General features: G+C 61.1%; 25 protein-coding genes. 15 read left to right on the forward strand and 10 right to left on the reverse strand.

Translation table 11 applies throughout. From position 1 onward, the window contains the following. Positions 1-210: 210 nt before the first annotated feature. Positions 211-3,123: an aminotransferase gene (locus AB7M25_RS28865; protein WP_454238295.1), complete on the reverse strand. Its 2,913-nt coding sequence runs from the start codon at positions 3,121-3,123 to the stop codon at positions 211-213. A gap of 257 nt (positions 3,124-3,380) precedes the next feature. On the opposite strand from AB7M25_RS28865, the gene rfbC reads away from it, so the two are divergent. The 4 genes from rfbC (at position 3,381) to AB7M25_RS28885 (ending at position 7,716) form a co-directional block, all read left to right on the forward strand. Next, positions 3,381-3,926 carry a dTDP-4-dehydrorhamnose 3,5-epimerase gene (gene rfbC, locus AB7M25_RS28870; protein WP_454238296.1) on the forward strand — a complete coding sequence of 182 codons (546 nt, stop codon included), beginning with the start codon at positions 3,381-3,383 and terminating at the stop codon, positions 3,924-3,926. Positions 3,927-4,019: 93 nt separating this feature from the next. After that, positions 4,020-5,828, forward strand: a complete 1,809-nt coding sequence (locus AB7M25_RS28875; protein ID WP_454238297.1) for a sensor histidine kinase — start codon at positions 4,020-4,022, stop codon at positions 5,826-5,828. Beyond that, on the forward strand, positions 5,825-7,219 hold the full coding sequence (locus AB7M25_RS28880; RefSeq protein ID WP_429388046.1) for a sigma-54-dependent transcriptional regulator: 1,395 nt from the start codon (positions 5,825-5,827) through the stop codon (positions 7,217-7,219). Before AB7M25_RS28875 ends, AB7M25_RS28880 begins: the two co-directional genes overlap by 4 nt. 41 nt (positions 7,220-7,260) lie before the next feature. Then, entirely contained in the window at positions 7,261-7,716 is a 456-nt protein-coding gene (locus AB7M25_RS28885; protein WP_095964528.1) for a YiiD C-terminal domain-containing protein, read from the forward strand. A gap of 86 nt (positions 7,717-7,802) precedes the next feature. On the opposite strand, the gene cysQ is transcribed toward AB7M25_RS28885, so the two are convergent. Further along, complete coding sequence (gene cysQ, locus AB7M25_RS28890; protein ID WP_429388047.1) at positions 7,803-8,630, reverse strand: 3'(2'),5'-bisphosphate nucleotidase CysQ; 828 nt, start codon at positions 8,628-8,630, stop codon at positions 7,803-7,805. Then, positions 8,627-9,193, reverse strand: coding sequence for an ADP compounds hydrolase NudE (nudE, locus tag AB7M25_RS28895; RefSeq protein ID WP_007972833.1), 567 nt, complete (start codon positions 9,191-9,193; stop codon positions 8,627-8,629). The genes cysQ and nudE overlap by 4 nt, the downstream gene beginning before the upstream one ends. An 88-nt stretch (positions 9,194-9,281) precedes the next feature. On the opposite strand from nudE, the gene yrfG reads away from it, so the two are divergent. Further along, on the forward strand, positions 9,282-9,944 hold the full coding sequence (yrfG, locus tag AB7M25_RS28900) for a GMP/IMP nucleotidase (RefSeq protein WP_429388050.1): 663 nt from the start codon (positions 9,282-9,284) through the stop codon (positions 9,942-9,944). 118 nt (positions 9,945-10,062) lie between these two features. On the opposite strand, the gene lysM is transcribed toward yrfG, so the two are convergent. Beyond that, positions 10,063-10,503, reverse strand: a complete 441-nt coding sequence (gene lysM / locus AB7M25_RS28905; RefSeq protein WP_429388052.1) for a peptidoglycan-binding protein LysM — start codon at positions 10,501-10,503, stop codon at positions 10,063-10,065. Between the two features lie 128 nt (positions 10,504-10,631). On the opposite strand from lysM, the gene AB7M25_RS28910 reads away from it, so the two are divergent. From AB7M25_RS28910 to AB7M25_RS28925, 4 genes are all read left to right on the forward strand, one after another. After that, positions 10,632-11,519, forward strand: coding sequence for a LysR family transcriptional regulator (locus AB7M25_RS28910; protein ID WP_218475695.1), 888 nt, complete (start codon positions 10,632-10,634; stop codon positions 11,517-11,519). A gap of 92 nt (positions 11,520-11,611) precedes the next feature. Beyond that, the gene (gene fdhD, locus AB7M25_RS28915) at positions 11,612-12,451 is read left to right on the forward strand and encodes a formate dehydrogenase accessory sulfurtransferase FdhD (RefSeq protein WP_429561006.1); all 840 of its coding nucleotides are present in this window, start codon (positions 11,612-11,614) and stop codon (positions 12,449-12,451) included. Next, entirely contained in the window at positions 12,448-14,796 is a 2,349-nt protein-coding gene (locus AB7M25_RS28920; RefSeq protein WP_454238298.1) for an FdhF/YdeP family oxidoreductase, read from the forward strand. The genes fdhD and AB7M25_RS28920 overlap by 4 nt, the downstream gene beginning before the upstream one ends. A gap of 355 nt (positions 14,797-15,151) precedes the next feature. Continuing rightward, positions 15,152-15,643 carry a glycine zipper domain-containing protein gene (locus AB7M25_RS28925; RefSeq protein WP_104451204.1) on the forward strand — a complete coding sequence of 164 codons (492 nt, stop codon included), beginning with the start codon at positions 15,152-15,154 and terminating at the stop codon, positions 15,641-15,643. A 65-nt stretch (positions 15,644-15,708) separates the two neighbouring features. Here AB7M25_RS28925 and AB7M25_RS28930 read toward each other — a convergent pair whose 3' ends face one another. The 3 genes from AB7M25_RS28930 to AB7M25_RS28940 form a co-directional block, all read right to left on the reverse strand. Then, on the reverse strand, positions 15,709-16,131 hold the full coding sequence (locus tag AB7M25_RS28930; RefSeq protein ID WP_454238299.1) for an acyl-CoA thioesterase: 423 nt from the start codon (positions 16,129-16,131) through the stop codon (positions 15,709-15,711). 176 nt (positions 16,132-16,307) lie between these two features. Next, positions 16,308-17,534 (reverse strand): 3-hydroxyacyl-CoA dehydrogenase NAD-binding domain-containing protein, encoded by a 1,227-nt coding sequence (locus tag AB7M25_RS28935; protein WP_454238300.1) that lies wholly within the window; start codon positions 17,532-17,534, stop codon positions 16,308-16,310. 218 nt (positions 17,535-17,752) lie between these two features. Further along, positions 17,753-19,687 (reverse strand): RecQ family ATP-dependent DNA helicase, encoded by a 1,935-nt coding sequence (locus AB7M25_RS28940; protein WP_454238301.1) that lies wholly within the window; start codon positions 19,685-19,687, stop codon positions 17,753-17,755. Positions 19,688-20,245: 558 nt separating this feature from the next. Between AB7M25_RS28940 and AB7M25_RS28945 the strand changes: the two genes are divergently transcribed. From AB7M25_RS28945 to AB7M25_RS28960, 4 genes are all read left to right on the forward strand, one after another. Beyond that, the gene (locus AB7M25_RS28945) at positions 20,246-20,524 is read left to right on the forward strand and encodes a hypothetical protein (protein WP_429388066.1); all 279 of its coding nucleotides are present in this window, start codon (positions 20,246-20,248) and stop codon (positions 20,522-20,524) included. A gap of 394 nt (positions 20,525-20,918) precedes the next feature. Further along, entirely contained in the window at positions 20,919-21,218 is a 300-nt protein-coding gene (locus AB7M25_RS28950) for a hypothetical protein (protein WP_429388067.1), read from the forward strand. 109 nt (positions 21,219-21,327) lie between these two features. Beyond that, entirely contained in the window at positions 21,328-21,516 is a 189-nt protein-coding gene (locus tag AB7M25_RS28955) for a hypothetical protein (protein ID WP_429388070.1), read from the forward strand. Continuing rightward, positions 21,513-21,869 carry a DUF1493 family protein gene (locus AB7M25_RS28960; RefSeq protein WP_116580877.1) on the forward strand — a complete coding sequence of 119 codons (357 nt, stop codon included), beginning with the start codon at positions 21,513-21,515 and terminating at the stop codon, positions 21,867-21,869. The genes AB7M25_RS28955 and AB7M25_RS28960 overlap by 4 nt, the downstream gene beginning before the upstream one ends. Before the next feature lie 136 nt (positions 21,870-22,005). Here the strand turns inward: AB7M25_RS28960 and AB7M25_RS28965 are convergent, their stop codons facing one another. The 3 genes from AB7M25_RS28965 to AB7M25_RS28975 all read right to left on the reverse strand — a co-directional run bounded on the left by AB7M25_RS28965 (position 22,006) and on the right by AB7M25_RS28975 (position 25,263). Then, the gene (locus AB7M25_RS28965) at positions 22,006-23,547 is read right to left on the reverse strand and encodes a phosphoenolpyruvate carboxykinase (protein ID WP_429388073.1); all 1,542 of its coding nucleotides are present in this window, start codon (positions 23,545-23,547) and stop codon (positions 22,006-22,008) included. Positions 23,548-23,727: 180 nt separating this feature from the next. After that, a complete protein-coding gene (gene hslO, locus AB7M25_RS28970) occupies positions 23,728-24,630 on the reverse strand; it encodes an Hsp33 family molecular chaperone HslO (protein WP_015093022.1) in 903 nt (300 codons plus the stop codon). Positions 24,631-24,858: 228 nt separating this feature from the next. Next, positions 24,859-25,263: an RNA-binding S4 domain-containing protein gene (locus AB7M25_RS28975; RefSeq protein ID WP_429388075.1), complete on the reverse strand. Its 405-nt coding sequence runs from the start codon at positions 25,261-25,263 to the stop codon at positions 24,859-24,861. A 216-nt stretch (positions 25,264-25,479) separates the two neighbouring features. Here AB7M25_RS28975 and rimB point away from each other — a divergent pair, with 216 nt between their 5' ends. Beyond that, positions 25,480-25,959 (forward strand): retropepsin-like aspartic endopeptidase RimB, encoded by a 480-nt coding sequence (rimB, locus tag AB7M25_RS28980; protein WP_007972870.1) that lies wholly within the window; start codon positions 25,480-25,482, stop codon positions 25,957-25,959. Continuing rightward, positions 25,956-26,861: a 30S ribosomal protein S6--L-glutamate ligase gene (gene rimK, locus AB7M25_RS28985; protein WP_007972871.1), complete on the forward strand. Its 906-nt coding sequence runs from the start codon at positions 25,956-25,958 to the stop codon at positions 26,859-26,861. The genes rimB and rimK overlap by 4 nt, the downstream gene beginning before the upstream one ends. The last annotated feature ends 72 nt before the right edge of the window (positions 26,862-26,933 follow it).

Here is a 26,933-nt window from a genome sequence, read left to right on the forward strand (position 1 = left end):
GATAAATATCGGCTTTTAAAGCACCGTCAATCCACAGTTACAAAAATAACCGACAGAAAGCCGATATCAATCGAATTAGCACCACCCTTCCTGTGGGAGCGGGCTTGCTCGCGAAAGCAATACTCCAGGCGCAAGAAATGCTTCGGATGTACCGGCCTCTTCGCGAGCAAGCCCGCTCCCACATTGGGCCGCATTTATTCGTGGATCGGGTTACAGCCCTTCCGCCAGCACCTTCGACAGCATGTCCACGAAGAAATCCACGCTCTGGCGCGAAGTGACCATCGGCGGCTTGATCTTGAGGATGTTCAGGTAATCGCCGGTCGGCTGCATGAAGATCCCCAGCTCGCGCAAGCGATCGCACAGTGCGGTGGTTTCCTCGGTGGCCGGCTCCAGGGTTTCGCGGTTGCGGATCAACTCGACGCCCAGGTAGAAACCGGAACCGTGCACCGCGCCCACTAACGGATGAATATCGATCAACGCTTCGAGGCGCTGTTTGAAGTGGCCGCCAACGACCTGGGCGTTCTCCCACAGTTTTTCCTCTTCCATCACGTCCAGCACGGCCATGCCGACCTGGCAACTGACCGGGCTGCCGCCGGCGGAGGAGAAGAAGTAACCCTCGGCCTCCAGTGCCTCGGCGATCTCCCGGCGGGTGATGACCGCGCCCAGTGGCTGGCCGTTGCCCATGCCTTTGGCCATGGTGATGATGTCCGGCACCACGCCTTGCTCTTCGAAGCCCCAGAAGAAATCGCCCATGCGTCCGTAGCCGACCTGCACTTCGTCGGCGATGCACACGCCACCCTGGGCCCGGACCCTGCCATAGACTTGCTTCAAATAGCCCGGTGGCAGCGAGATACCGCCGGCATTGCCGTACACCGGTTCGCAGATGAAGCCGGCCAGTTGGCGTTTCTGCTCGGCGATTTTCGCCAGGTTGTGCTCGACGCTGCGCACATAATCCGGCGCACTGTCCGGCCCGCGGAACTCACCGCGATAGGTGTTTGGCGCGGTCACCGGGTGTACCCAGTCCGGCCGGCTGCTCAAGGCCTTGGGGTTGTCGGCGATCGAGGTCGACACCGAGTCGGCACCCACCGTCCAGCCGTGATAGGCCTCCAGCACGCTGAGCATGTCGCGGCCGCCGCTGTAGGCCCACGCCAGGCGAATCGCCAGGTCGTTGGCCTCGCTGCCGCTGTTGACCAGGAACACCCGGTCCATGCCGTCAGGGGACAGTTTCAGCAAACGTTCGGAGAACTCGGCCACGGCCGCGTAGTTGAAACGCGAGTTGGTGTTGAGCAACGACCACTGGCGACTGGCCACCGCCGCCATGCGCGGATGACCGTGGCCCAATACCGCGACGTTGTTGAGCATGTCGAGGTAGGAGCGCCCCTGCATGTCGATCAAATGGTTGCGCCAGCCACGCTCGATGCGCGGCGGGTCGACGTAATAATGCTTTTGCGTACGGGCGAAACTGGCGTCGCGCCGGGCCAGCAAAGTCGCGCCGTCGAGTTCTGCTTCGGCGTCACAGGCCAGCCCAAGCAGTGCCGCAGGTGATGGGCACAGTGCCTGCCAGGCAGCGGCGCGCGATGGCGTGCAGAACAACGGCGCATCGATCGACGCGCCACGGCTCAACTGCACGATCAATGGCCCGCTGACCGAACCCAGCACCTGGCCTTTGACCAGTGCCGCGCCGTTGTGCAGCGACGGCGTGACACCCCAAAGCCGCACACTCAATTGCGGCCCGTCCAGTTGCAGCACGCCCGCCGACGGGTGGTGCACCACACCGGCAAACGGTGCTTCGACCGTCGTGCCCTGAGGTACACGCAGTTCAACGTGCAAGGGGCAAGTGTCCGGTTCAGTGGCGCTGTCCGGGCGGGTGTGGGACAGGCGATATTGTCCATAGCGACTGGCCGCCAGGCCATGAGCCGCAGCTGCTTCATCCAGCAGGCGCTGATCGACACCCTCCTGCTCCCAGTTCCCGGCCTCGAAATGCGGGCTGAGCACCCCCAGGTCGATCAAGGCGAACTCACGCCCCACCAGGCTTGGCAACAGCGGTGCAAAGCCTTCACTGCCGATGGTGGGCAGGTTCTGGCCGACGGCGGTGAGGATCGCCGCTTCCATCAACGCCAACGGCACCGACGTGGCCACACGGAAGATTTCCCATTCATGAACCAGGTTATCGCGACTGTAGGCATTGCCCGGATCGATGCTGACCTGCTGTTCGCCACTGAACACCAGCACCGCCGCACGGGCGACGATCAGCGGCCACAGCGCCAGCAGCTCTTCGTGTTGCAACGGGTTGACCGCGTGGTAAGCCTGGATCGCCGGCAAAATGCAGAACGGATCGCCCTCGCCATGATGCAGCAGCGCGGCGCAGGTGACCGACAGATCGGTAATGCGCCAGGTACGCACCAGGTCACCGAAATCGATCACGCCTTGCAGTTGCCAATGGCGTTGCGCATCGCGCTGCCACACCACGTTGTCGTCGGTGATGTCCATATGAATGGCCTGCACCGGCAGTTTGGCTTCCAGCGGTTGCAAATGCCGCTCCGCTTGTGCGGACGCGTCGACGATCAGTTTGCGCTGGGCTTCATCCTTGATCACCGGCAGCAAGTGCGCGATCAGGGCGTGAGCGTGGCGGGCGTCCCATTGCAGGGTTCGCTCCAGGCCCGGATGGTCGAAATCCGCCAGGGCCAGGTCCATTTCACCGCACAGGCGACCGAAACCGGACACCACCGTCGGGTTGAAATGGCCAAGGCTCGTCAACGGCTGGCCCTCGATGTAATCGAGCAGGCGAACGTGCACCGCCTGGCCACCCACGTCCAGAGACAGCAGGTCTGCACCGTTTTTCGCCGCGATAACGCGCGGCACATGGACATCGGGGTGCTCGCCCAAATGCTTGAGCCCGGCATGCTGTGCCTGAAGCTCACCGACCGAGTAGTCGCCACGGCAGATTTTCAGGACGAAACGTCCCCGCTCGCTGTCGACGCGGTAGTTCAGGTCTTGCTGGCTGCCGAGGGCCTGCAGTCTGCCGCTGAACCCGTAATGCTCTTCCAGCAGCTCTAGCGCTTGCTCCGCAGACACCTGCGGGCTGGGCAAACTGGCGCGATGAATCAACGTGGCGAGCGGCATACAACAACCCCTGAAATTTTATTAGGCGCCTATATCGCCACTGCTTCGGGCGATACGCAACCCCCCGCACGCCGGTATGAGGGCATTTGTGGGAGCGGGCTTGCTCGCGAAGAGGCCGTGTCAGTCACATTCAGGTTGCCTGTCACTCCGCCTTCGTGAGCAAGCCCGCTCCCACAGGTTTTGGTTCTGGCACTCGCCTCGAATGGCACTTTGCGCAAGAATGGCGACCATTAAACGCATGCAACTGGAGAGCCTCCATGAACGTAGTGACCACCGACCTGCCCGGTGTTCTGATCCTCGAACCCAAGGTCTTTGGTGACGAGCGTGGTTTCTTCTACGAGAGTTTCAACGCCAGGGCCTTCAAAGAGGCCACCGGGCTGGACACCGAATTCGTTCAAGACAATCACTCCCGTTCGCAGAAGGGTGTGCTGCGCGGCCTGCATTACCAGCTGGAAAATACCCAGGGAAAACTGGTCCGCGTCACAGCCGGTGAAGTGCTGGACGTCGCCGTGGACATCCGTCGCAGCTCGCCGCACTTCGGCAAATGGGTCGCCGTGCGGCTGTCCGCCGCCAATCATCGGCAGCTCTGGGTCCCGGAAGGTTTTGCCCACGGGTTCGTCGTACTGAGCGAATTTGCCGAGTTCCTGTACAAAACCACCGACTACTACACGCCATCGGCCGAACGCAGCATTCGCTGGGACGACCCGGACCTGGCCATCGACTGGCAACTCGAAGGCACGCCGCAACTGTCGGCCAAGGATCAGGCCGGCGTGTTTTTCAAGGACGCCGACGTCTTTGCCTGAAAGGCCGGCGCAAACTCGCCTATCAAGATGCCGCTGACCCAAGGCGGGCAAGCCCAGGCATAATGCGCCTGTACCCACAGGCGCATGCTGCTTATGAAACCGACTCTTCCCCCCAGACCCCGTTGGCGCAGCCTGGCCCTGCTGGCACTGTGCCTGGCGCCGTTGCTGTGGCCGCTGGAGCACCTGGCCGAGCGCTATTATCGCAGCGAACTGGCCAGCCAGAATCGTCAGACCCTCGACCTCTATGTCGCCAACCTGCTGGGCACCCTGCACCGCTATGAAGTGTTGCCGCAAATCCTCGGTGACCTGCCGGCCCTGCGCGCCGTTGTCGGTGCACCGGACGATGGCGTCACCCAGGGCAACGCCAACCGCCTGCTGAAAAATATCGCCACCCAGACCGGTGCCGAAGTCATGTACCTGATGGACGCCACCGGCAAAACGCTGGCCGCCTCCAACTGGGACAAGCACGACAGTTTCGTCGGGCGCAATTTTTCCTTCCGGCCGTATTTCAGCGAAGCCATGGCCGGGCGGCTCGGGCGCTTCTTTGGTTTGGGCACCACCTCCGCCAAGCGTGGCTACTTCTTCGCCGCCGGCGTGCGCGACGGCGAAAAAATCGTCGGTGTGCTGGTGGTCAAGGTCGACCTTGACCACACCGAAAGCCTCTGGGGCAAAACCCCGGAACAACTGCTGCTGACCGACCACAACGGCGTGGTCATTCTCACCTCGCGACCGGAGTGGCGATTCCGCTCGACCCGTCCGTTGAGCGAGGCCGAAAGCAAGGCCATCACCGCGATCCAGCCCTATCCAACCCGCGAGCCCAAACCGCTGGAGCTCAATCCCAATGCCTGGCTGACCCAGACCCAGCAGATCGCCGAAACCGGCTGGAATGTCAGCATCCTCGCCCCGCGCACCTTGATCGACCGCCCGGTGCGCACGGTGGTGGCCATCGGCGGTGCAACGCTGTTGGTGTTGATGCTGTTGCTTGGCCTGATGATGCAGCGCCGCCGTCATTACCTCGAACGCATTGCTTTCGAAGCCAAGGCCCGTCGCGAACTGGAAGGTCGGGTCGCCGAGCGCACCAGCGATCTCGAAGGCCTGAACCGGCGCCTTAAACAGGAAGTACTGGAACGCGAGCAGGCCCAGCAGGAGCTGGTCCGCGCCCAGGATGATCTGGTGCAGGCCGGCAAACTGTCGGCACTGGGCACCATGTCGGCGAGCATCAGCCACGAACTCAATCAGCCGCTGGCAGCGATTCGCAGCTACGCGGAAAACGCCGAGGTGCTGCTCGACCACCAACGCACCGACGATGCCCGCGGCAATCTCAAGCTGATCAGCGAATTGACCGGTCGCATGGCCTCGATCATCGCCCACCTGCGCGCCTTTGCCCGGCGCGACCGGCATGCCCCGGAAAGCGTAGCTCTGCAACCGGCGCTGGATGATGCCCTGGCTTTGCTGGCCAAGCGCCGACGCAGCATGGACGTCGAGCTGATCCGTGATCTGCCCGCCGCCACCCTGTGGGTCGAGGCCGGGGAAACCCGCCTGCGCCAGGTTCTCGGCAATCTGCTGGCCAATGCCCTGGATGCCCTGACGGAAAAAGGCCCGCCACGTAAACTCTGGCTGAGTGCCCAATCCACGCCCGATGGCGTCAACCTGTACATTCGCGACAACGGCCCGGGCTTTTGCATGGAGGCCCTTGGACGCGCCAGCGAGCCGTTCTACACCACCAAGACCCGAACCCAGGGCCTGGGTTTGGGGCTGGCGATTTGCGAAACGCTGATGCGCGCCTTCGGTGGTGAACTGTCGTTCGCCAACCACAAGGAAGGCGGCGCCCTGATTACCCTGAAGCTGCGCGCAGGCGCACCAGGCGTGAGCCTGCAACCGTCCGAGGACCGAAGTGCATGACCATCGACAACCGCATTCAGGTCGTGTTGATCGACGACGATCCCCACTTGCGCCAGGCCTTGAGCCAGACGCTGGATCTGGCCGGCCTGAAGATCCTGCCGCTGGCCGAAGCCAAGGGCCTGGCCGCGCAACTGGAGCGCGACTGGCCGGGTGTGGTGGTCAGCGACATCCGCATGCCCGGCATGGACGGTCTGGAGCTGCTGACCGAACTGCACGCCCAGGACCCTGAACTGCCGGTGCTGTTGATCACCGGCCACGGCGACGTGCCGCTGGCGGTGCAGGCCATGCGCGCCGGAGCCTATGATTTTCTCGAAAAGCCGTTCGCCAGCGACGCCCTGCTCGACAGCGTGCGCCGCGCGTTGGCTCTGCGCCGCCTGGTGCTGGACAACCGCAGCCTGCGGTTGGCCTTGAGCGACCGCAACGAGCTGAGCGCCCGCCTGGTTGGCCACTCACCTTCGATGCTGCGCCTGCGCGAGCAGATCGGCGCCCTGGCCGCGACCAGGGCCGACGTGCTGATCCTCGGCGAAACCGGCGCCGGCAAAGAAGTCGTGGCCCGGGCGCTGCACGATCTATCAGGCCGTCGCAACGGTCCGTTCGTGGCGATCAATGCCGGTGCCCTGGCCGAATCAGTGGTCGAAAGCGAGCTGTTCGGCCACGAGCCCGGCGCCTTCACCGGCGCGCAGAAACGCCGCATTGGCAAGTTCGAATTCGCCAATGGCGGCACCTTGTTCCTCGATGAAATCGAAAGCATGAGCCTGGATGTGCAGGTCAAATTGCTGCGCTTGCTGCAGGAGCGCGTGGTCGAACGCCTGGGCGGCAATCAACTGATCCCGCTGGACATCCGCATCATCGCCGCGACCAAGGAAGACCTGCGCCAGGCAGCGGATCAAGGGCGCTTCCGTGCCGACTTGTATTACCGCCTGAACGTCGCGCCGCTGCGGATTCCGCCACTGCGCGAACGGGGCGAAGATGCGTTGATGCTGTTCCAGCATTTCGCCGACGAAGCCAGTGCCCGCCACGGCTTGCCGCCCCATGAACTGCAACCGGGACAACGTGCCTTGCTGCTGCGCCACACTTGGCCCGGCAACGTGCGCGAGCTGCAAAATGCGGCCGAGCGTTTTGCCCTCGGGCTGGAACTGGCCCTCGACAACAGCACACCGGAAGGCGGCGCTGGCAATAGGGTCGAGGTCGTCAGCGGCGGTTTGAGCGAGCAAGTGGAGAACTTCGAAAAAACCCTCATCGCCGCCGAACTGGCACGCTCGCACAGCTCCGTGCGCAGCGTCGCCGAAGCCCTCGGCATTCCGCGCAAGACCCTGCACGACAAACTGCGCAAGCACGGTTTGAGCTTTTCGGACAGTGGCGCTTCGGCCCACCCTGACGACCTCGACTGAGCTACTGTCCAATCATCCACTTCAAACAAAAGGCCCCCTGAATGAGCCGCGACAGTCGACAACTGGAATCAGTCCTCCATCACGACATTCCCCTCACCCGGGACATGGGCCTCAAAGTGCTCGACTGGCATGACCAGCAACTGCGCCTGCACTTGCCGCTGGACGCCAACGTCAACCACAAGAGCACCATGTTCGGCGGCAGCCTGTATTGCGGCGCGGTCCTGGCCGGTTGGGGCTGGCTGCATCTGCGCCTGAAGGAAGAAGGCATCACGGACGGGCACATCGTGATTCAGGAAGGGCAGATCAGCTATCCGCTGCCGGTGACGGGCGATGCCAACGCCATTTGCCAGGCACCGGATCCGGTGATCTGGAAGAAATTTTTGACCACGTTCCAACGATACAGCCGAGCGCGGTTGACGCTGCATACGCGGGTCGTCAATGAAGGCCGTGATGAGGATGCGGTGAGGTTTGTCGGGCAGTACGTGTTGCACCGGTGAGCACCAAAACTCCTGTAGGAGCCGGCTTGCCGGCGATTGGTGCAGCGCGGTGTGCCTGACACACCGCTTCGCTGGCAAGCCAGCTCCTACAGGGTAGCGAGTGCCAGCAGCTTCTCCCGCCAAGCCGCTTTCGCCGGCAGCGCCAGAAAGAACGCATTCAACAGCGACTCCCGCGCCGGATAGCTGAACGGCTCTCCACTCAACTCCAGCACTTCACCGCCCGCACCTTCCAGTACACCTTGGGCTGCCGCCGTGTCCCACTGCGAAGTCGGTGCCAGGCGCGGATAGCAATCCGCGGCCCCTTCAGCCAGCAGGCAAAACTTCAGCGAACTGCCGATGTTGGCCAATTGCAGCTCGCCAAGACTGGCGCTCAACCCGGCCAGCAAACGTTCCTGCTCCGGGCTCGAATGGCGACGGCTGGCCACCACGGTGAACGACTCGCCTGGCGCTAGCGCATCACGCACCTTGATCGCCACGGGCGTGCCACCTTTATCGCCGCGCCAGGCGCCGAGACCGGCGCCACCAACATAGAAACGACCATTGGTCGGCATCGACACCACGCCGAACACCACCCGACCGTTTTCGATCAGGGCGATGTTGACGGTGAACTCTTCGCTGCCGCTGATGAACTCCTTGGTGCCATCCAGCGGATCGACCAGCCACCAGCGCTGCCATCCGGCCCGCACGCTTTGCGCAATGTTGGCGTCCTCTTCGGAGAGCACCGGGATGCCCGGATCCAGCGCCGTCAGCCCCGCCAGAATCAGGTGGTGGGCGGCCAGGTCGGCAGCGGTCACCGGCGAATCATCAGCCTTCGCCGTGACGGCCGTGCCTGTACGCCAGAACGGCAGGATCACATCACCGGCCCGCAGGGCGAGCTCGATGACCGGAGCCATCAACGGATGCGGGAAATTCATGACTGGAACGCTCCGCGCTGAGTCAACAGATCACGGGCCAGGTACAGCGCCGCCAAGGCACGGCCTTCGGTAAATTGCGGGTTTTGCGCCAGCGCCGAGAGTTCACGCAGATTGACCTTGTCCACCCGCATCGGCTCCGGTTCGTCGCCTTCCAGGCGCGCTTCGTAGAGGTCGGTGGCCAGCACCACCTGAATCTTCTGGCTCATGTAACCGGGGGACAGCGACAGCTCGGTCAGGTGCTCCAGCTGTCGCGCGCCGAACCCGGCCTCTTCCTTGAGCTCACGCTCGGCCGCCGCCAACACGTCTTCACCCGGCTCGATCAAACCCTTGGGCAAAGACATTTCGTATTCATCGGTGCCGCCGCAATACTCCTCGACCAGCACCGCATGCTCGGCATCCAGCATCGCCACGATCATGACCGCGCCGTACCCGGCCCCTTTGCCAACCAGGCGCTCATACGTACGCTCCACGCCATTGGAAAAGCGCAGCTTCAGCTCCTCCACGCAGAACAATCGACTGGTGGCGACAATTTCGCGGGCGAGTATGGTGGGTTTCTGGCGCATGCAAAGCTCCTTGGCGTGAACGCGCTACTATAACGCGGCTTTCCCGTTTGTTTACGCCAGAAATCTTTCTACTGCCCGAGACGTTGCCATGCCTTCATTACCCTGGTCCGACATCGATACCGTTCTGCTGGACATGGACGGCACGTTGCTTGACCTGCATTTCGACAACCACTTCTGGATGGAGCACCTGCCCCAGCGTTACGCCGAATTGCACGGGGTCAGCCGGGCCATGGCCGAGATGGAATTGCAGCCGTTGTTCGAGCGCAATGCCGGCCAGCTGCAGTGGTACTGCCTTGACTTCTGGAGTGCCGAACTGAAGCTGTCGGTGCGCGACCTGAAACTGGAAACCGCGCACCTGATCGCCCTGCGCCCGGATGCCGACACCTTTCTGGCGGCGATCAAACGGGCCGGCAAGCGCGTGGTGCTGATCACCAATGCCCATCGGGATGCGCTGTCGTTGAAGCTGGAAAAAATCGAACTGGCGCCCTACTTCGAGCGCCTGATCAGTTCCCATGACTACGGTTTCCCCAAGGAAAACCCGCAGTTCTGGGATGCGCTGCAAGTCGATATCGATTTCGATCCGGCACGCAGCCTGTTCATCGACGACACCTTGCCGATCCTGCGCAGTGCGCGGGATTTTGGTGTGGCGCATTTGTTGGCCGTGCGCGAGCCGGATAGTCGCAAGGGTCCGAAGGACACGGCGGAGTTTGCGGCGGTCGGGGATTATCGGGATTTGATTACAGGGCTGTAGACCGACACGGTCATTGTGGCGAGGGGGCTTGCCCCCGTTGGGTCGCGTAGCGGCCCCAAATTTTTTACGACTGCTGCGCAGCCGAACGGGAGCAAGCTCCCTCGCCACAGGTTTTGTGTTACTCGGGAATACGCAACGACTGACCCGGGTAGATCTTGTCCGGGTGCGACAGCATCGGTTTGTTGGCTTCGAAAATCTTGTTGTACTTGTTGGCATCGCCGTACACGCGCTTGGAAATCGCGCTGAGGGTGTCGCCCTTTTCGACCACCACAAACTTTGCGGCCACTGCTACCGGCCCGGTCACAGTGATCTGATCATCCACGCTGCCAACCCCGGCAATATTGCCCACGGCCAACAGAATTTTTTCCTTCTCTTCCTGGCTTGCCACTTCGCCGGTCACGGTCACCTTGTCACCATCGACCGTCGCTTGCACATTCGGGTTGCCCAGGCCGACCTTGCTGATGTGCTCCTTCAACTGCTCACTGGCATTGGCGTTGCCTGGCGTCAGCAGATCCAGCAGTTTTTCGCCTGCTTCCTTCACAAAGCTCAAAAGACTCATGGTGCACGCTCCTTGGGTTTGGGGTTCCAGACGCAAAAGCCTAGACCACGGCCGTCACTTGCGAATCCAAACCGACCAATGACCCCGCTTGCGATAGAATCCGCACCTTCCCGCGCCCAGGAGCGAAGATGGACATCAAGCAGCTGAAATTCCTCATCGCGCTCGACGAAACCCGCCATTTCGGCCAGGCCGCCGCACGCTGCCACATCACCCAGCCGACCCTGTCCATGCGCCTGCGCAGCCTCGAAGAGGAACTCGACCTGCCGCTGGTCAATCGCGGCCAGCGCTTCGAAGGCTTCACCGCGCCGGGCGAGCGGGTGCTGGCCTGGGCGCGCACGGTGTTGGCGGCCTATGACGGCTTGTATGCCGAGGCCGCCGCCTGTCGCGGCAATCTGGTCGGCACGTTGCGCCTGGGCATGGTGCCGTTGTCGAGCTTCGATCCGCTGCCGCTGCTGCAACGCCTGCACGCCGAACACCCGAACCTGCGCTTCGAGCTTTCAGCGTTGAGTTCGGAGCAGATCCTCGAACAACTGGCGAACAATCGCCTGGATCTCGGTGTTTCCTACCTGGAACGCCTGGACGCCGAACATTTCGACTCCCTGGCCTTCAGCGAAACCCGCATGGGCCTGCTCTACGACCAACGTTTCTTCACCTTTGGCGAGGCGCCACTGAGCTGGGAATCGTTGATCGAGCTGCCACTGGGCATGCTCACCAGCGGCATGCACTTTCGCCAGTCCATCGACCATAACTTCCATAGCCGAGGCCTCACCCCACAACCCTTGCTGCAGACCGACGCCGTCCATCAACTGCTTCAAGCCGTGCACGGCGGCCTGTGTTGCGCCGTGATGCCCTTGGACGGTGGCCTCGAAGGGCTGACCGAGCACTTGCGCCTGCAACCGATCGAGAACGCCCAGACCCTTGGCCGCCTGGGGCTGATCATGCGTCGCAGCGCGCCACGCTCGGCCCTGGCGGAAGCCTGTTTCGCGATTTATCAGCAATCACTGACGAGCGCTTGATCGACGGCATCTATCGGTAGATCAGTATTAGCGATTAGACGCGACAGTTTGCCGCGCCTAGTCTTAAAGCTGATCAAACCGTGGGTGATGCCATGAACACCAAGCGCCCTGCCTGCGCGGCGCCTGCCCTCGAAACGCCCGCGCCCGCCGCCAGCCAGACGTACAGCTACAGCAACTTTGAATACTCGGAATCGGACAGCACCGCGCTGGCCGAGGAAGTCGCGTTGGCGATTGCCTATAACGGCATCAGCCAGGCGGTCATGCTGGTAACGCCGACGGATCTGGAAGACTTCATTGTCGGCTTCAGCCTGGGCAGCGGCATCATCCAGGACGCCACGGACATCTACGACCTGCAACTGACCGGCTCGGGCTCGGCGCAATACGCGCAAGTGACCATCGCCAATCGCGCCTTCTGGAACCTCAAGCAACAGCGTCGGCAACTGGCCGGCACCAGCGGTTGCGGGCTGTGCGGCGTGGAAGCAGTCGAGCAGGCCTTGCCGGACCTTCAGGTATTGCCCGGCGCCCCGCTGCCACCCGTTGAATGGCTCGATGGCCTGCGCCAGCGCATCGGCGCCTTCCAGCCGTTGGGCCAGCATTGCGGTGCGGTGCACGCAGCGGTGTTCATGAACGACCAGGGCGAATTGCTGATGGGCCGCGAAGACATAGGCCGACACAACGCCCTCGACAAGCTGATCGGTGCCCTTGTCCGCCAGAACATCCCGACGGCCGGCGGGCTGGCGATTGTCACCAGCCGCTGCAGTCTCGAATTGATCCAGAAAGTCCTGCGCGCCGGCATCCAGACCCTGGTCAGCCTGTCGTCGCCCACGGGCCTTGCCGTGCAATGGGCTCGGCGCCACAACCTCAACCTCATCCATTTGCCACAGAAGAATGCGCCGCGGGTCTACAGCCCAACGTTGGAGAATCAAGCGTGAGTCAACACCGTCAAGCCGACCAGACCCCCGTCCCTCGCTACAAGCCCTACAAAGGTCCTGCCGGTGGCTGGGGCGCCCTGATCAGCGTGGCCCAGGCCTGGTTGACCAGCGACAACGCACTGAAAAACCTGCGCATCATGCTCAAGACCAACCAGAACGGTGGCTTCGACTGCCCGGGTTGCGCCTGGGGCGACTCGCCAGAAAAGGGCATGGTGATGTTCTGTGAGAACGGCGCCAAGGCGGTGAACTGGGAAGCGACCAAGCGCCGCGTCGACGCCAAATTCTTCGCCAAACACAGCGTCACTGCATTGCTGGGGCAGAGCGACTACTGGCTCGAATACCAGGGTCGCCTGACCGAGCCGATGAGCTACGACGCCGAAACGGATCGCTATAAACCGATCAGTTGGGACGACGCCTTCGCGCTGATCGCCAAACACCTGAACGGCTTGTCCAGCCCGGACCAGGCCGAGTTCTACACCTCGGGCCGTGCCAGCAACGAAGCGGCTTATTTGTACCAGCTGTTCGTGCGCGCCTACGGCACCAACAACTTCCCTGACTGCTCGAACATGTGCCACGAGGCCAGCGGTGTGGCGCTGTCGCAAAGTGTTGGCGTCGGCAAAGGCACCGTGACGTTCGACGACTTCGAACACGCCGATGCGATTTTCGTCTGGGGCCAGAACCCCGGCACCAACCACCCACGCATGCTCGAACCGCTGCGTGAAGCGGTGAAACGCGGTGCGCAAGTGGTGTGCATCAACCCGCTCAAGGAACGCGGCCTGGAACGTTTCCAGCACCCGCAGCATGCGATCGAAATGCTCACCAACGGCGACAAGCCAACCAACACCGCGTTCTTCCGCCCGGCCCTGGGCGGTGACATGGCGATCATGCGCGGCATGGCGAAATTTCTCTTGCTGTGGGAACGCGACGCACAGAAAACCGGTGCACCCGCGGTGTTCGACCATGACTTCCTCAATGAGCACAGCGCCAACGTGCTGGAGTACCTGGCGGCTATCGACGACACCCCGTGGGAGCAGATCGTCGAGCAATCCGGCCTGACCCTGGTCGAGATCGAGCAAGCGGCGCGCATGTACGCCAAGGGCAAAAACGTCATCATGTGCTGGGCCATGGGTATCACCCAGCATCGCCATTCGGTGGCGACCATCCAGGAGATCGCCAACCTGATGCTGCTGCGCGGCAACGTTGGCCGTCCCGGTGCCGGCCTGTGCCCGGTGCGGGGTCACAGCAACGTGCAGGGCGACCGGACCATGGGCATCAACGAACGTCCGCCAGCAGCCTTTCTCGATGCCCTGGAGCGCCGCTTCCAGTTCAAGGTGCCACGCCACAACGGCCACAACGTGGTCGAGGCGATTCATGCCATGGCCGAAGGCCGGGCGAAAGTCTTCATCGGCCTGGGCGGCAACTTCGCCCAAGCCACGCCGGACAGCCCGCGTACTTTCCAGGCGTTGCAAAACTGTGACCTGACCGTGCAGATCAGCACCAAGCTCAACCGCAGCCATTTGACCCACGGCAAGGACGCGTTGATCCTGCCGTGCCTGGGCCGCACCGACATCGATATCCAGAACGAAGGCCCGCAAGCGATCACCGTCGAAGACTCGTTCAGCATGGTCCACGCCTCCAATGGCCAGTTGCAGCCGCTGTCGAACCAGATGCGCTCGGAGCCGGCGATCCTGGCCGGCATCGCTGCCGCGACCCTGGGCAACCACCCGGTAGACTGGAACTGGCTGGTGGCCGACTACAGCCGCATTCGCGACCTGATCGCCGAGACCATTCCCGGCTTCAAGGACTTCAACGAGAAGGTCAAGCATCCCGGCGGCTTCTACCTGGGCAACAGTGCCGGCGCACGCAAGTGGAACACCGCCTCGGGCCGGGCCAATTTCCGCCCCAACGCACTGCCCAAAGACCTGGTGCACGAACGCACCCGCGCCACCGGTGTGCTGCCGGACCTGATCATGCAATCGATGCGTTCCCACGATCAGTACAACACCACGATCTATGGCCTGAATGACCGCTATCGCGGGGTGAAGGGACAACGCGACGTGTTGTTCGTCAACGAGGCCGACATCATTCGCCTGGGCTTCAAACCGGGGCAGAAGGCTGACATCGTTTCGCTCTGGGACGATGGTGTTGAACGTCGGGTGAAAGGCTTCACCCTGCTGGCATTCGACATCCCGGCCGGGCAAGCGGCGGCGTACTACCCGGAAGTGAATCCGCTGGTGCCGCTGGAAAGCACCGGCGATGGCAGCCATACCCCGACATCGAAATTCGTGGCGATCCGGTTGGAAGCGGCGAGCGAGAGCGGGTTGATCATGGCCAGGTCTGCTTAACGCTTCGCCTGAGCCGGCCTCTTCGCGAGCAAGCCCGCTCCCACATTGAATCCCTGCCGCGCACAAAATTTGTGTTCGCTGAAGATCCAATGTGGGAGCGGGCTTGCTCGCGAATGCGATAGATCAAACAACAGACTTTCCGAATTCTGCACTTTCCTTTCGCCCACAAAAAAGGCCGCTCCCTCATGGAAACGGCCTGTGCGAAGTAGTAAAAGACCGGCAAAAAAACGTTAAGTTCCGCTCAAAAAACAGTAACTTGCAATATTGTATACAAGTCGTGTTATTCGTCGGATTTCGATTGTCACGCCCATTCCAGAGCCTCAGGATCGCGCCGTCATCCCCTTGAGGTTCCTCCATGAAGTTCTCCTCGATTCTCTTGTTGTCCCTTGGCCTGGTCAGCGGTATCGCGTCTGCTGGCGGCACCACCGAAGCCGGTGTAGGCGGCGCATTGGGCGGGGTTCTAGGCTCGGTCGTCGGTCAGTCGTTAGGCGGCAGTACAGGTTCCACCATCGGCGCGGCCCTGGGTGGCGCGGGTGGTAGTGCCGTCGGCGCAAACAAACACAGCCGTGGCGAAGCGGCCATTGGCGGTGCGTTGGGCGCAGCGGGCGGTAACGTGGTCGGCCGCAGCGTGGGCGGCACCACCGGCAGCCTGATCGGCGCCGCAGCAGGCGGCGGCGCCGGTGGCGCGCTGGGTAACTACATGGGCAAAGAGTACGATAATGATGACGACGACGATCGTCGTTCGTATCGCGGCCATGGTGATCGTCGTTACTACCGTGACGGCCATCCAGGCCGCGGTCATGCCTATGGCCATCGCAAGCACCACCACAAGTACTACCGCGACTAAGGCCTCGAGCGCCTCGCTGATCAGTACAACAAAAATCGCAGCCCAAGGGCTGCGATTTTTTTGCCTTACTGAACTACCAGACGCTCCAGCGCCCCACGTAACCCGGCAGGAATCGCCACGGGTTGATTCGACGCACGATCGACAAACACATGCACGAAGCGCCCTGCCGCAGAGGCTTCATCCTCGCCTTGCTTGAACACGGCCAGTTCGTATTGCACCGAACTGTTGCCCAACTTGCCCACGCGTAGACCGATCTCGATGCGGTCCGGGAACGCGATGGAAGCAAAGTAATCACAGGAGGAGCTCACCACGAACCCCACCACCTCACCGTCATGGATATCCAGGCCGCCGACTTCGATCAGGTAAGTGTTCACCGCCGTATCGAAGAAGCTGTAATAGGTGACGTTGTTGACGTGACCGTAGGCGTCGTTGTCGTGCCAGCGGGTGGTGATGGGCTGGAAGTGGGGGTAGTCGGTGCGTTGGGGCATCAGCGTTGCATCCTGGAATGGGTTCACCAAGTCTAAGGCGAAAACCGCGTTATCGTTCTTCGCGAGCAAGCCCGCTCCCACATTGGATATCGGTCGTACACAAAATCTGTGTTCACCGAAGATCAATTGTGGGAGCGGGCTTGCCCGCGATGGCGCCCTCACAGGCGCCACATCCATCACTTGTCAGCAAACCCCTTACCAGCCGCCGCCAGCTCTCCAATCAACCGCGCCGGGTTCCAGTGATCGCCCTGACGCGTCTCAAGGTCGATCAGGCGCCGATGGATATCCGCCAGCCCTTGTTGATCCGCCCAGGCCATCGGCCCGCCCTTGTCCGCCGGGAAACCGTAACCATTGAGGTAGACCAGATCGATATCCCGAGCCGATCCGGCAATGCCTTCCTGCAGGATCTTCGCGCCTTCGTTGACCAGTGCCAGCAAGCAGCGCTCGAGAATCTCCTCCGGGCCGATCTCGCGACGCGCAAACCCCAGCTCTTCACTGACTTGAAGCACCAGTGCATCGACCTGCGGATCGTGCTCGGCCTGCCGGCTGCCCGGTTCATAGTGGTAAAAACCGTTGCCATTCTTTTGGCCGAAGCGTTCCATCTCGCACAGTCGGTTATCCACCTGAACCTCCGGTGCGTCCTGCCCGACACCGGACAGTTGCCGCGCGCGCCACTGCAGGTCGACGCCCACCACGTCGAACATGCGGAACGGCCCCATGGCGAAACCGAACCCTTGCAGCGCTGCGTCCACCTGGTAGGGATAGGCACCCTCCAGCAGCATTTTCCGCGCCTCAAGCACATAGGTATTGAGCATGCGGTTGCCGATGAAACCATCACAATTGCCCGCCACCACACTGACCTTGCCCATGCGCTGGCCGAGCGCCAGCGCCGCGTCGAGGACTGCCGGAGCAGTCTGCGCGCCACGGACGATCTCCAGCAGCTTCATGATGTGCGCCGGGCTGAAGAAATGCAGGCCCAGCACTTGCTGTGGCCGGCGTGTGGCTGCCGCGATAGCGTCGATGTCCAGCGCCGAAGTATTGCTCGCCAGAATCGCTTCAGGCTTGAGCAGGCCATCGAGCTCACGGAAGATTTTCTGCTTGAGCTCAAGGTTTTCGTACACCGCTTCGATGACCAGGTCGACATCGCGGATGGCCACATAACCATCGGCCGCCGTTACGCGCGCGATACGGGCGTCGGCTTCTGCCTGATCAATGCGGCCCTGACGCACGCTGTGGGCATAGGTGTCCGCCACGGTTGCCATGGCCTGTTCCAGCATTTGCGGATTGTTGTCGACCCACTGCACGGCCACTCCGGCGTTGGCCAGGCACATGACAATGCCACGGCCCATGGTGCCCGCGCCGATAACGGCGGCGCGCTGAATATTCGACGGTGTCTGGCTCATGTTTTGTTCTCTTGTTGGCGATCCGAAGACAGCCATCACCATAGTCAGCCACTGCGTTTTTTTGAAATTTATTCCTGTGATGAGCAACATTCAGCGGATGGATGTGCCGCCAATCCCTGTGGGAGCGGGCTTGCTCGCGAAGGCGCTCCATCAGTTGGCCGTGATGGTGACTGACCCACCGCTTTCGCGAGCAAGCCCGCTCCCACAGGGGATTCGGTTCAGGCTGCCAGATGCCGCTGGACCCACCCACGTACCTCGGCGTACGGATAATCTTCCAACGCCGCAAACCCGGGAATCGCCCGCGCCTTGAGCTTGGTGAACAGCGGCACGCTGATCCCGCACAGATACCGCGTCACGCGTTCAGCCGAAGGCACGTTGCCCGTGTGCTGCTCGTGCCTGTGGATAAAGTCGCCACACAACGCCTCGAAATTTTTATCCACAAGCGCCGGCAATTCCGGTGGTGCCGGTAGCCGCGCGACTTTCCCATGACACACCGAACAATGGCCGCATTGCTGCGGAGCATTGTGGTCGCCGAAATACTCGGCCAGGCGATAGCCCAGGCAACGGTCAGTGGCGAACAAATCCAGCATCGCGTGAATCCGCGCGATCTCGGTGTGTTCATGCCGAGTGAAATAACGGTGCAGCTCTTCGCTCAAGGCGGCGCTGTCGAACCCGCTTTGCAGCACGCTGTAGACCTCGGTCATCTGCTTGCTTTCGAGCTCCACCCAGCCCTTCTCCTGGAAGTAGTCCAGTGCCTTGACCACCCGACTGCGCTCGGCCTGATGCTGCTCGTGCAACGCCTCGAAATTCACCGTGGCCCAGGTCCGGGCGCGGCTGGAGGTCTGGATGATCGCAGCGACAAAATCCCTGCGCTCGCCTTCAAAACGCGCCAACAGCGCCTCGGGCTCCTCCAGATACTTGAATCGATACTCGGCGTAGTACGCGTAACGCGGGGCGATCAACCCGCGCAATTCAAGTTGCACCAGCAAGGTCTTGAGCGGCAATTGGCGAATATTGCTCTGATCCGCCAACGGCCCCAGCAGAAACTCCCACTGCCCTTCAGGTGCTGCGGCAAGCATCTCGTCCAGCACCCAAAGGATGCCATCGAGCTCGGGGGTGTCGCCGTAGACGAAGTTCTCCAGCACGTTGAGGCTGTCGCGGTTGGCCAACACCAGGCAGTCCGACGGCTGCCCGTCACGCCCGGCGCGACCGATTTCCTGGCTGTAGTTTTCGATGGATTTGGGCAGGTCGAAATGCACCACATTGCGGATGTCGCTTTTGTCGATGCCCATGCCAAAAGCGATGGTGGCGACGATGCAATTGGACTGCCCGCCCATGAAGCGACGCTGGATCGCTTCCCGTTGTTCATGGGGCAACCCGGCGTGATAGGCCTCGACCTGAATGCCGTTGCGGTTCAGGTGTTCGGCGATGTGTTCCGCCGTTTTCTGCAGGGTGACGTAGACGATGCTCGGCTGGTCCGCACGCTGGCTCATCCACTCGACGAGGCGTCGGCGCTTGTCCGCTCCACGAACCGGCTCCACCAGCAAATTGAGGTTCGGGCGATAGAAGCCGGTGGTCACCACATCGTCGGCGGCGATGGCAAATTTCGCCTGCATGTCGGCGATGACCCTGGGCGTCGCCGTTGCGGTCAGCAGCAGCACCTGAGGGATATTGAACTGGCGTTGATAGTCGGGAAGCTTGAGGTAGTCCGGGCGAAAGTTGTGCCCCCATTCGGAGATGCAATGCGCCTCGTCCACCACCAGCAGCGAGATCGGTACTTGCTGCAAAAAATGCCGGAAGCGTTCGTTCTTCAGGCGTTCCACCGAGATCATCAGAATCTTCAGTTCGCCGGATTTTGCCCGAGCCATGACATCGCTGGCGTCATCGCGGCTCTGGGCCGAATCGATACTGCCCGCCGAAATGCCGTGGCGTTGCAGGAACGCCAGTTGATCCTGCATCAACGCCAGCAACGGCGAGACCACCAGCGTCAGGTGCGGCAGCAACAGCGCCGGCAATTGGTAGCAAAGGGACTTGCCGGAACCGGTGGGGAAAATCGCCGCCGCCGAACGCCCGGCCAATACGGCACCGACAGCCGCCTCCTGACCGGGTCGAAACTGTGGATAACCGAAAACCTGTTCCAGGGTGTGGTGCATAAGCTGTCACTCCATTGACCGCTGCGGAGTCAAAAGCCTAGCCGGCGATTGCAGCGAGTCGAGAAAAGGTCGGGGGTGAAAACGATAGGGGATGATACAGCGGATGGCGGGACGGCAATGCACGGCTTCAGAGATGAGGCGACTGTCAGATCGCCTTCGCGGGCAAGCCCGCTCCCACAGGATCCATGCCGTCCACAGACTTGAGTACGACTCAAAATCTGTGGGAGCGAGCCTGCTCCGGGCGGCGTTCCGACGAAGAGGCCAACACACCCACCGCAAAACTCGAAATACCCGACATTGTCCGAGGCCCCCTCTACCGAGATTTACTGCGAAGCGACTGAGAACGCTGTAAGCATTTTTACCTCTCGCCATTTCACGTTGAAAACCCACCCACAACCTGTAGTCCCCTTCCTCCAAATATGACAAAACCCTTACAAAGCCTGTCGATCTCGGCCGTCTTGTCCCCCAACGCCATACCCTCCTATAGTTTCCAGCGCGGCTGAAAACAGTGTCTCGGCCTGCCGGGAACACTTGCCGATTTCGCACAGGACGCACTCAATGAAAAGCCCCGACTCACTGACAACCCGCTACCACCCGCTAAAGACCCGCTACAGCGAAACCCCGGTGCTGGTCATCGATACCGAGGCCGACCCCTACGAGATCCTCGACGCCGCCCGACAACGCATCCGCGCCGCCAGCGACCTGCTCGAAACCCTTTATTGCACCTGCTTCAAACAGGCCGAAGCGAGCGACATCCCCAATATTGTCAGCGCCCTGTACCTGCTGACCCAGGACGGCAACGACCTGCTCGACATCGCCCGGCAGCGCTTGCCCTGAAGTCCCCCTGTAGGAGCTGGCTTGCCAGCGATGAACGATAACGCGGTCCACTGTGGATAACGCCGTCAGCAACGACCTATGAAAGCTTCGGCAAGGTCCTACAAAACAAGACACCTTGTCGGCTATCGATGACCAGTCACTCAATCCTATAGTCCAGAGTGTCGCTGCCAAATCAGCGACTCGGGTTTGGTCACCTGAAAATGAGAGAAAACTAATGCATGCGCTTGTATGCTGCCGACATCTTTTTGTCGGCACGCTTTATGGCGGCTGTGTTTGGGACGCTTCGGCGTACCCGGGTTATCTCTCCCTGGTTTGACCAACCTGAACACAGTCCGCCTCCCATCGCTTGGTCACGATAGCGGCGGTTCATCGGCTACTAAAAGAGAAAATCCCTATGAACAAATGGAACCCGTTCACCAACGAACGCTATCTCCCACTCCACACCAACCTCACCGACACCCCGCCCCTGATCATCGACACAGAAGCCAACCCCCAAGACATCCTCGAAGCCGCCCTCCAACGCATCCGGGCTTCCAGCGAGCTGCTGCAAACCCTGCACTGCCAATGCTTCAAACACGGCGACCTCGAAGACATCCCGCACATCACTCATGCGCTCTACCTGCTGACCCAGGACGGCTGCGACCTGCTCAAAGTCGCCCAGCAACGAATGCTCAACTGGAAAGCCCCGGTCTGACGTTGCGTGAAGATCAGTTCCCATGTTCTGCATGGGAACGATCAAAAAAATAAATCTGATCCAACGGACAAAACGCATGGAAAGCCATCATCGAGCGCAGGAGATAACCATGAGCAAGTTTTTTAATGAGCTAATGGAAAGCGTGCAACAGATGAACGAGATCCTGCGGGATGAACGTGTCAGCCTTCCCCGCGACCTGAAAACATTGCGCCCAGGAACGATCAAGTCAGTCGCGCCTTCCTCTCGCGCTCGGCAACTCATAAGATCCGCCCAAGCCCAACCGGACACCCCGCAATGAACCTCGCTCCCAACTTCCCGGACGACCACGCCATGCAACTGCTCATGCAGTTGCTGCACGAAGAAATCGGTCTGCCCGAACGCAAAACCATTAGCCTCAACACCTCGATCAACTTTGATCTGGGCTGCGAAGGCGCTGATGCCCGGCACCTGATGGAAGCACTGGAAGAACAGTTCGCCATCGACTTCGTCGACTACGATGCCTATCGCTACTTCCAGCCTGAAGGCTTTGATGTGTTTCTCAAGCGACGGGCGAAGGGGCGTGGCGATAAAGTTCCACTGACTATCGAAATGCTTTACCAAGCGATAAAAGCGCAACGTTGGGATACGCGAAAGCTGGAAGGGATCGATTGATCGCGTAAGTATCATTATTCTGGCCGTTTGAAGCCTATTCAGCTGGAATAATGGCAGCTACGCCTCACATCCTCCGAATCGCACCTACAAAAAAGCCGCCCCGAAGGGCGGCTTTTTCGTTAGCTCAATCCAACACTTACAACTTCGGACCCGCAGCCTTGATCGCGTCGCTCACTTCGAACTTCTTGAAGTTCTCGATGAACAGGCCGGCCAGTGCTTTGGCGGCTTCGTCGTAGGCGGCTTTGTCGGCCCAGGTGTTGCGTGGGTTCAGCAGGCCAGTCTCAACGCCCGGTACGGCCACTGGCACGTCGAGGTTGATGGTGTCCAGGTGCTCGGTCTCGGTGCCGATCAGCGCGCCGCTCTGGATCGCTGCGATCACGGCACGGGTGGTCGGGATGTTGAAGCGTTTGCCGACGCCGTAGCCACCGCCGGTCCAACCGGTGTTGACCAGGTAGACCTTGGAGCCGAAGCCGCGGATGCGCTTGATCAGCAGCTCAGCGTATTCGCCGGCCGGACGCGGGAAGAACGGTGCGCCGAAGCAGGTGGAGAAGGTCGACTTGATGCCGCTGCCCGAACCCATTTCAGTCGAGCCCACCAGCGCGGTGTAGCCGGACAGGAAGTGGTAGGCCGCTTGTTCTTCGTTGAGAATCGACACTGGCGGCAACACGCCGGTCAGGTCGCAGGTCAGGAAGATCACAGCGTTCGGCTCGCCACCGAGGTTCTTCTCGGAACGCTTGGCAACGTGCTCCAGCGGGTAGGCGGCGCGGCTGTTCTGGGTCAGGCTGACATCGGCGTAGTCGGCGTGCTTGGCGTCGTCGATAACGACGTTTTCCAATACCGCGCCGTGCTTGATGGCTTTCCAGATTACCGGCTCGTTCTTCTCGGACAGGTCGATGCACTTGGCATAGCAACCGCCTTCGATGTTGAACACCACGCCTTCGCCCCAGCCGTGTTCGTCGTCACCGATCAGGTAACGGCTTTCGTCGGCGGACAGGGTGGTCTTGCCGGTACCGGACAGACCGAAGAACAGGGTCACGTCGCCTTCTTCGCCGATGTTGGCGGCGCAGTGCATTGGCAGTACGTCGGCAGCCGGCAGCAGGAAGTTCTGCACCGAGAACATGGCTTTCTTCATCTCACCGGCGTAACGCATGCCGGCGATCAGCACTTTCTTCTGTGCGAAGTTGATGATCACGCAGCCGTCGGAGTTGGTGCCGTCACGCTCTGGCACGCACTCGAAGTTGGCAACGTTGAGGACCTGCCACTCGTCACGACCCGCCGGGTTGTACTGAGCCGGGTTGATGAACAGGCAACGGCCGAACAGGTTCTGCCAGGCAGTCTGGGTGGTCATCTTCACGGCCAGGTAGTGCTCGGAAGCCGCACCTACATGCACGTGGGAAACGAAATGCTCTTGCGCGTTGTTGAAAGCTTCAACACGGTTCCACAGGGCGTCGAACTTGTCGGCCGGGAACTTGCGGTTGATCGGGCCCCAGGCGATGGCGCCCGTGGTGCTCGGCTCATCAACGATGAAACGATCGACTGGCGAACGGCCGGTACGGTGACCGGTACGAACAACCAGTGCGCCGGTATCGGCAAGCTCGCCTTCACCGCGATTGAGGGCTTCTTTAACCAGATCATCAACACTCAGATCGGTGTACACGGCATTGTTGGCTTGCGTCATGAGGTTCCCCGTCGGCCAGTGGCCGAGTGCTCCAAACGTTTTTGTAGTAGAAAGTCGTGCACTACTACCGCGAAAAAAGTGGGCCGGATTATGCCAGAAAAGCCCAAAAAAAGTAGGCCCCTCCTGTCGTAACGGCGTTAATCCGGCGGTAGCCAGTGAATTTACCTGCGCTGAACCGTTTTAGTGACGGGTATCTGACGGCGTCTCGACACCCGCGCCGGCGAACAATTGGGTGACATCGGCGGCATCGAACAGGTAGCGCTGGTTACAGAACTGGCAATCGATTTCGATGTTGCCACCGTGTTCGACCACCAATTGCTGCGCATCTTCCACACCCAGACTGACCAGCGCATTGGCCGAACGTTCGCGCGAGCAGCTGCAACGGAAGCGCAACTTCTGTACATCGAACAGACGCACCTGCTCGTCGTGGTACAGGCGATGCAACACGGTTTCGTTGTCCAGGCCCAGCAGTTCATCGGCGGTCAGCGTGCCGCCCAGGGTGGTGAGGTGCTGCCAGCTGGCGGCGCGCTCGTCTTCGTCCTTCAAACGGTCGGCAGGCAGCTGTTGCAGCAACAGGCCACGGGCGCGACGGCCGTCGGCGTACAGCCAGAAACGCGTGCCGACTTGCTGGGACATGACGAAATAGTTGGTGAAGCATTCCGACAGGGTGGCGCCGTCGAGGTCGACGATGCCCTGGTAACGCTGGCCCTGAGTCGGGTCGATGGTCAATGCAAGTACGCCGTCCGGCATCAGATCGGCCAGGGTCGCGTCAGGTGCGATACGGTCCGCTTCGTAACGGGCCAGGCCACGGATCTCGCGCTCGCTGGAGCACTCGATCATCAGCAGCGGGATCGGGCCTTCGGAACGGGCTTGCAGAATCAGCAAGCCATCGAACTTCATCGCGCCAACCAGCAACGATGCGGCCGCCATCAGCTCGCCGAGCAGTTGCGCGACCGGCTGCGGGTAGGCGTGTTTGGCCAGGACTTCGGCGTAGCTGAGCTCCAACGAGACCAGCTCGCCACGGGTGTCGCTGTCATCGAAGATGAAGCGTTGGGTGAAGTCGTTATCCGGTAGGTCAGTCATAAGTCTGGGTATCTGAAGTGGTGACAAAAGTGATGACAGAATTCGAGGTTACGCCTTGGTCATAGCGTCTTGCTGCCTGGTTATGGCTTACAGGCCGGCGACTGTGTGCGCTTTACGACGAATGGCACTGCCAATGGCTCATGTAGGGTAGGCGAATTACCCCATATGGCTACGCGCAAGCACAATTACAAGTCTTTGCCTGTTTGAGTGATCGACGGACCCGGTCAATCATTCGTTGCTGCTGCCACGAAACTTGAACAGATCCCGTCGCTGTTTCTTGCTCGGTTTGCCATCGGTGCTCACGCCCAGAGCGCCTGCCTTGCGCTCGGCGGCAGCGTTTTCGCGCTTGGCGATGCTGGCTTGCGTTTCGGCGTACAGCATCTGCGCCTCCGGTGCGCCACGGCGCACGATCGACAACGCCTGGACCACCACCGTGCGCTCCTCGAAGCCGGTGCGGATCACAAACTCGTCGCCGATCCGTGGCTCTTTACCCGGCTTGCAGCGTTCGCCCCGGCAATGCACCTTGCCGCTTTCAATCGCCGCCTTGGCCAGGGCACGGGTTTTGTAGAATCGTGCAGCCCACAACCATTTATCGAGGCGGACTTTGTCGTCCTCTTCGTTTTTTTGTGCCATGGGATTTCCTCATTCTGAAATATTGGTGAACTGTACTACCGTTTCTGACGTACCAAGAATTTCACCGGCTCGGATTACAATACTGACATTCCATAACCTCCCTGCGAGGCTGGAAATCCGGGCCGTAGATATCTGTCGCCTTTTAATCATTATTCTGCGTGAATACCGCGAATCCGGCCGCGTGCGGCCCGAGCGGTTTCTACCGGTTGAGCACTTTTGAAGACATTTGACCATTTGACCGTTGTCGGTCTGCGCGAGTGGGTGGCGCTCCCGGATTTGGGAGTCGCCGGCCTTCGGGCAAAAATCGACACCGGTGCCAGCACCTCAAGCCTCCACGCCACCGACATCGAGCTGTTCGAGCGCGATGGTGAGCAGTGGGTGCGTTTTACCGCCCACCTGGGTTCCGTCGTACAACTGCGCCACCGGCGCTGCGAAGCACCGCTGGTGACGATGAAAACCATTAAAAGCTCAAACGGTCACGCGCAGGTGCGATACGTGATCAGCACCACCCTGGCCCTCGGTGATCGGGTCTGGCGGGTCGAGTTCACGCTCGCCTGCCGCAAGTCCATGCGTTATCGCCTGCTGCTCGGCTCCAAAGCCCTGATCCACGGCCAGTTGGTGGTCAATCCGGGCATCAAGTATGTACAAGACAAGCCGGTGTTCCCGGTATCTACCTCCTCCACAGGTGTTGCATGAAGATCGCTGTGCTGTCGCGGAACCCGCGTCTGTATTCCACCCGCCGCCTGGTTGAAGCCGGTACTGAACGCGGCCATGAAATGGTGGTGGTCGATACCCTGCGCGCCTACATGAACATCGCCAGCCACAAACCGCAGATCCACTACCGCGGCAAGCCGCTGGAAGGTTTCGATGCGGTGATTCCACGGATCGGTGCGTCCGTGACCTTTTATGGCTGCGCCGTGCTGCGCCAGTTCGAAATGATGGGGGTATTTCCGCTCAACGAATCGGTGGCCATTGCCCGCTCGCGGGACAAGCTACGTTCGCTGCAATTGCTGTCTCGCCGCGGGATCGGCTTGCCGGTGACCGGCTTTGCCCACTCCCCCGATGACATTCCCGACCTGATCGAAATGGTCAACGGCGCGCCCCTGGTGATCAAGGTGCTGGAAGGCACCCAAGGCATCGGCGTGGTGCTGTGCGAAACCGCGACCGCCGCTGAATCGGTGATCGAGGCGTTCATGGGCCTCAAGCAGAACATCATGGTTCAGGAGTACATCAAGGAAGCCGGTGGTGCGGACATTCGCTGTTTCGTCGTCGGGGACAAGGTGATTGCGGCGATGAAACGCCAGGCCAAACCCGGCGAGTTCCGCTCCAACCTGCATCGCGGCGGCAGCGCGAGCCTGATCAAGATCACGCCGGAAGAGCGCATGACGGCGTTGCGCGCCGCCAAGGTCATGGGGCTGGCGGTAGCGGGCGTGGACATCCTGCGCTCCAATCACGGGCCGCTGGTGATGGAAGTGAACTCATCGCCGGGGCTTGAAGGGATCGAGACCACCACTGGCAAGAATGTGGCGGGGATCATCATTGAGCATCTGGAGAAGAATGGCGGACCGAACATGACGCGGACCAAAGGCAAGGGTTAACCCTGGTTTTTGTGGCGGCTGGAAGGCCGCCTTCGCGGGCAAGTCGGATCGCCGCACCGCCGCTCCCACAGG

The sequence above is a fragment of the Pseudomonas sp. AP3_22 TE3818 genome (assembly GCF_053628995.1).

What these genes read in the sequence shown, in the direction of transcription:
- AB7M25_RS28875 (WP_454238297.1), top strand. Translation starts at nt 4,020, where the DNA reads ATGAAACCGACTCTTCCCCCCAGACCCCGTTGGCGCAGCCTGGCCCTG.
- AB7M25_RS28940 (WP_454238301.1), bottom strand. Translation starts at nt 19,687, where the DNA reads ATGCACCACACCCTGGAACAGGTTTTCGGTTATCCACAGTTTCGACCC.
- AB7M25_RS28955 (WP_429388070.1), top strand. Translation starts at nt 21,328, where the DNA reads ATGAGCAAGTTTTTTAATGAGCTAATGGAAAGCGTGCAACAGATGAAC.
- AB7M25_RS28935 (WP_454238300.1), bottom strand. Translation starts at nt 17,534, where the DNA reads ATGAGCCAGACACCGTCGAATATTCAGCGCGCCGCCGTTATCGGCGCG.
- hslO (WP_015093022.1), bottom strand. Translation starts at nt 24,630, where the DNA reads ATGACTGACCTACCGGATAACGACTTCACCCAACGCTTCATCTTCGAT.
- fdhD (WP_429561006.1), top strand. Translation starts at nt 11,612, where the DNA reads ATGAACACCAAGCGCCCTGCCTGCGCGGCGCCTGCCCTCGAAACGCCC.
- AB7M25_RS28950 (WP_429388067.1), top strand. Translation starts at nt 20,919, where the DNA reads ATGAACAAATGGAACCCGTTCACCAACGAACGCTATCTCCCACTCCAC.
- AB7M25_RS28880 (WP_429388046.1), top strand. Translation starts at nt 5,825, where the DNA reads ATGACCATCGACAACCGCATTCAGGTCGTGTTGATCGACGACGATCCC.
- AB7M25_RS28885 (WP_095964528.1), top strand. Translation starts at nt 7,261, where the DNA reads ATGAGCCGCGACAGTCGACAACTGGAATCAGTCCTCCATCACGACATT.
- AB7M25_RS28945 (WP_429388066.1), top strand. Translation starts at nt 20,246, where the DNA reads ATGAAAAGCCCCGACTCACTGACAACCCGCTACCACCCGCTAAAGACC.
- AB7M25_RS28960 (WP_116580877.1), top strand. Translation starts at nt 21,513, where the DNA reads ATGAACCTCGCTCCCAACTTCCCGGACGACCACGCCATGCAACTGCTC.
- lysM (WP_429388052.1), bottom strand. Translation starts at nt 10,503, where the DNA reads ATGAGTCTTTTGAGCTTTGTGAAGGAAGCAGGCGAAAAACTGCTGGAT.
- rimK (WP_007972871.1), top strand. Translation starts at nt 25,956, where the DNA reads ATGAAGATCGCTGTGCTGTCGCGGAACCCGCGTCTGTATTCCACCCGC.
- cysQ (WP_429388047.1), bottom strand. Translation starts at nt 8,630, where the DNA reads ATGAATTTCCCGCATCCGTTGATGGCTCCGGTCATCGAGCTCGCCCTG.
- AB7M25_RS28925 (WP_104451204.1), top strand. Translation starts at nt 15,152, where the DNA reads ATGAAGTTCTCCTCGATTCTCTTGTTGTCCCTTGGCCTGGTCAGCGGT.
- nudE (WP_007972833.1), bottom strand. Translation starts at nt 9,193, where the DNA reads ATGCGCCAGAAACCCACCATACTCGCCCGCGAAATTGTCGCCACCAGT.
- AB7M25_RS28865 (WP_454238295.1), bottom strand. Translation starts at nt 3,123, where the DNA reads ATGCCGCTCGCCACGTTGATTCATCGCGCCAGTTTGCCCAGCCCGCAG.
- AB7M25_RS28975 (WP_429388075.1), bottom strand. Translation starts at nt 25,263, where the DNA reads ATGGCACAAAAAAACGAAGAGGACGACAAAGTCCGCCTCGATAAATGG.
- AB7M25_RS28965 (WP_429388073.1), bottom strand. Translation starts at nt 23,547, where the DNA reads ATGACGCAAGCCAACAATGCCGTGTACACCGATCTGAGTGTTGATGAT.
- AB7M25_RS28930 (WP_454238299.1), bottom strand. Translation starts at nt 16,131, where the DNA reads ATGCCCCAACGCACCGACTACCCCCACTTCCAGCCCATCACCACCCGC.
- rfbC (WP_454238296.1), top strand. Translation starts at nt 3,381, where the DNA reads ATGAACGTAGTGACCACCGACCTGCCCGGTGTTCTGATCCTCGAACCC.
- yrfG (WP_429388050.1), top strand. Translation starts at nt 9,282, where the DNA reads ATGCCTTCATTACCCTGGTCCGACATCGATACCGTTCTGCTGGACATG.
- AB7M25_RS28910 (WP_218475695.1), top strand. Translation starts at nt 10,632, where the DNA reads ATGGACATCAAGCAGCTGAAATTCCTCATCGCGCTCGACGAAACCCGC.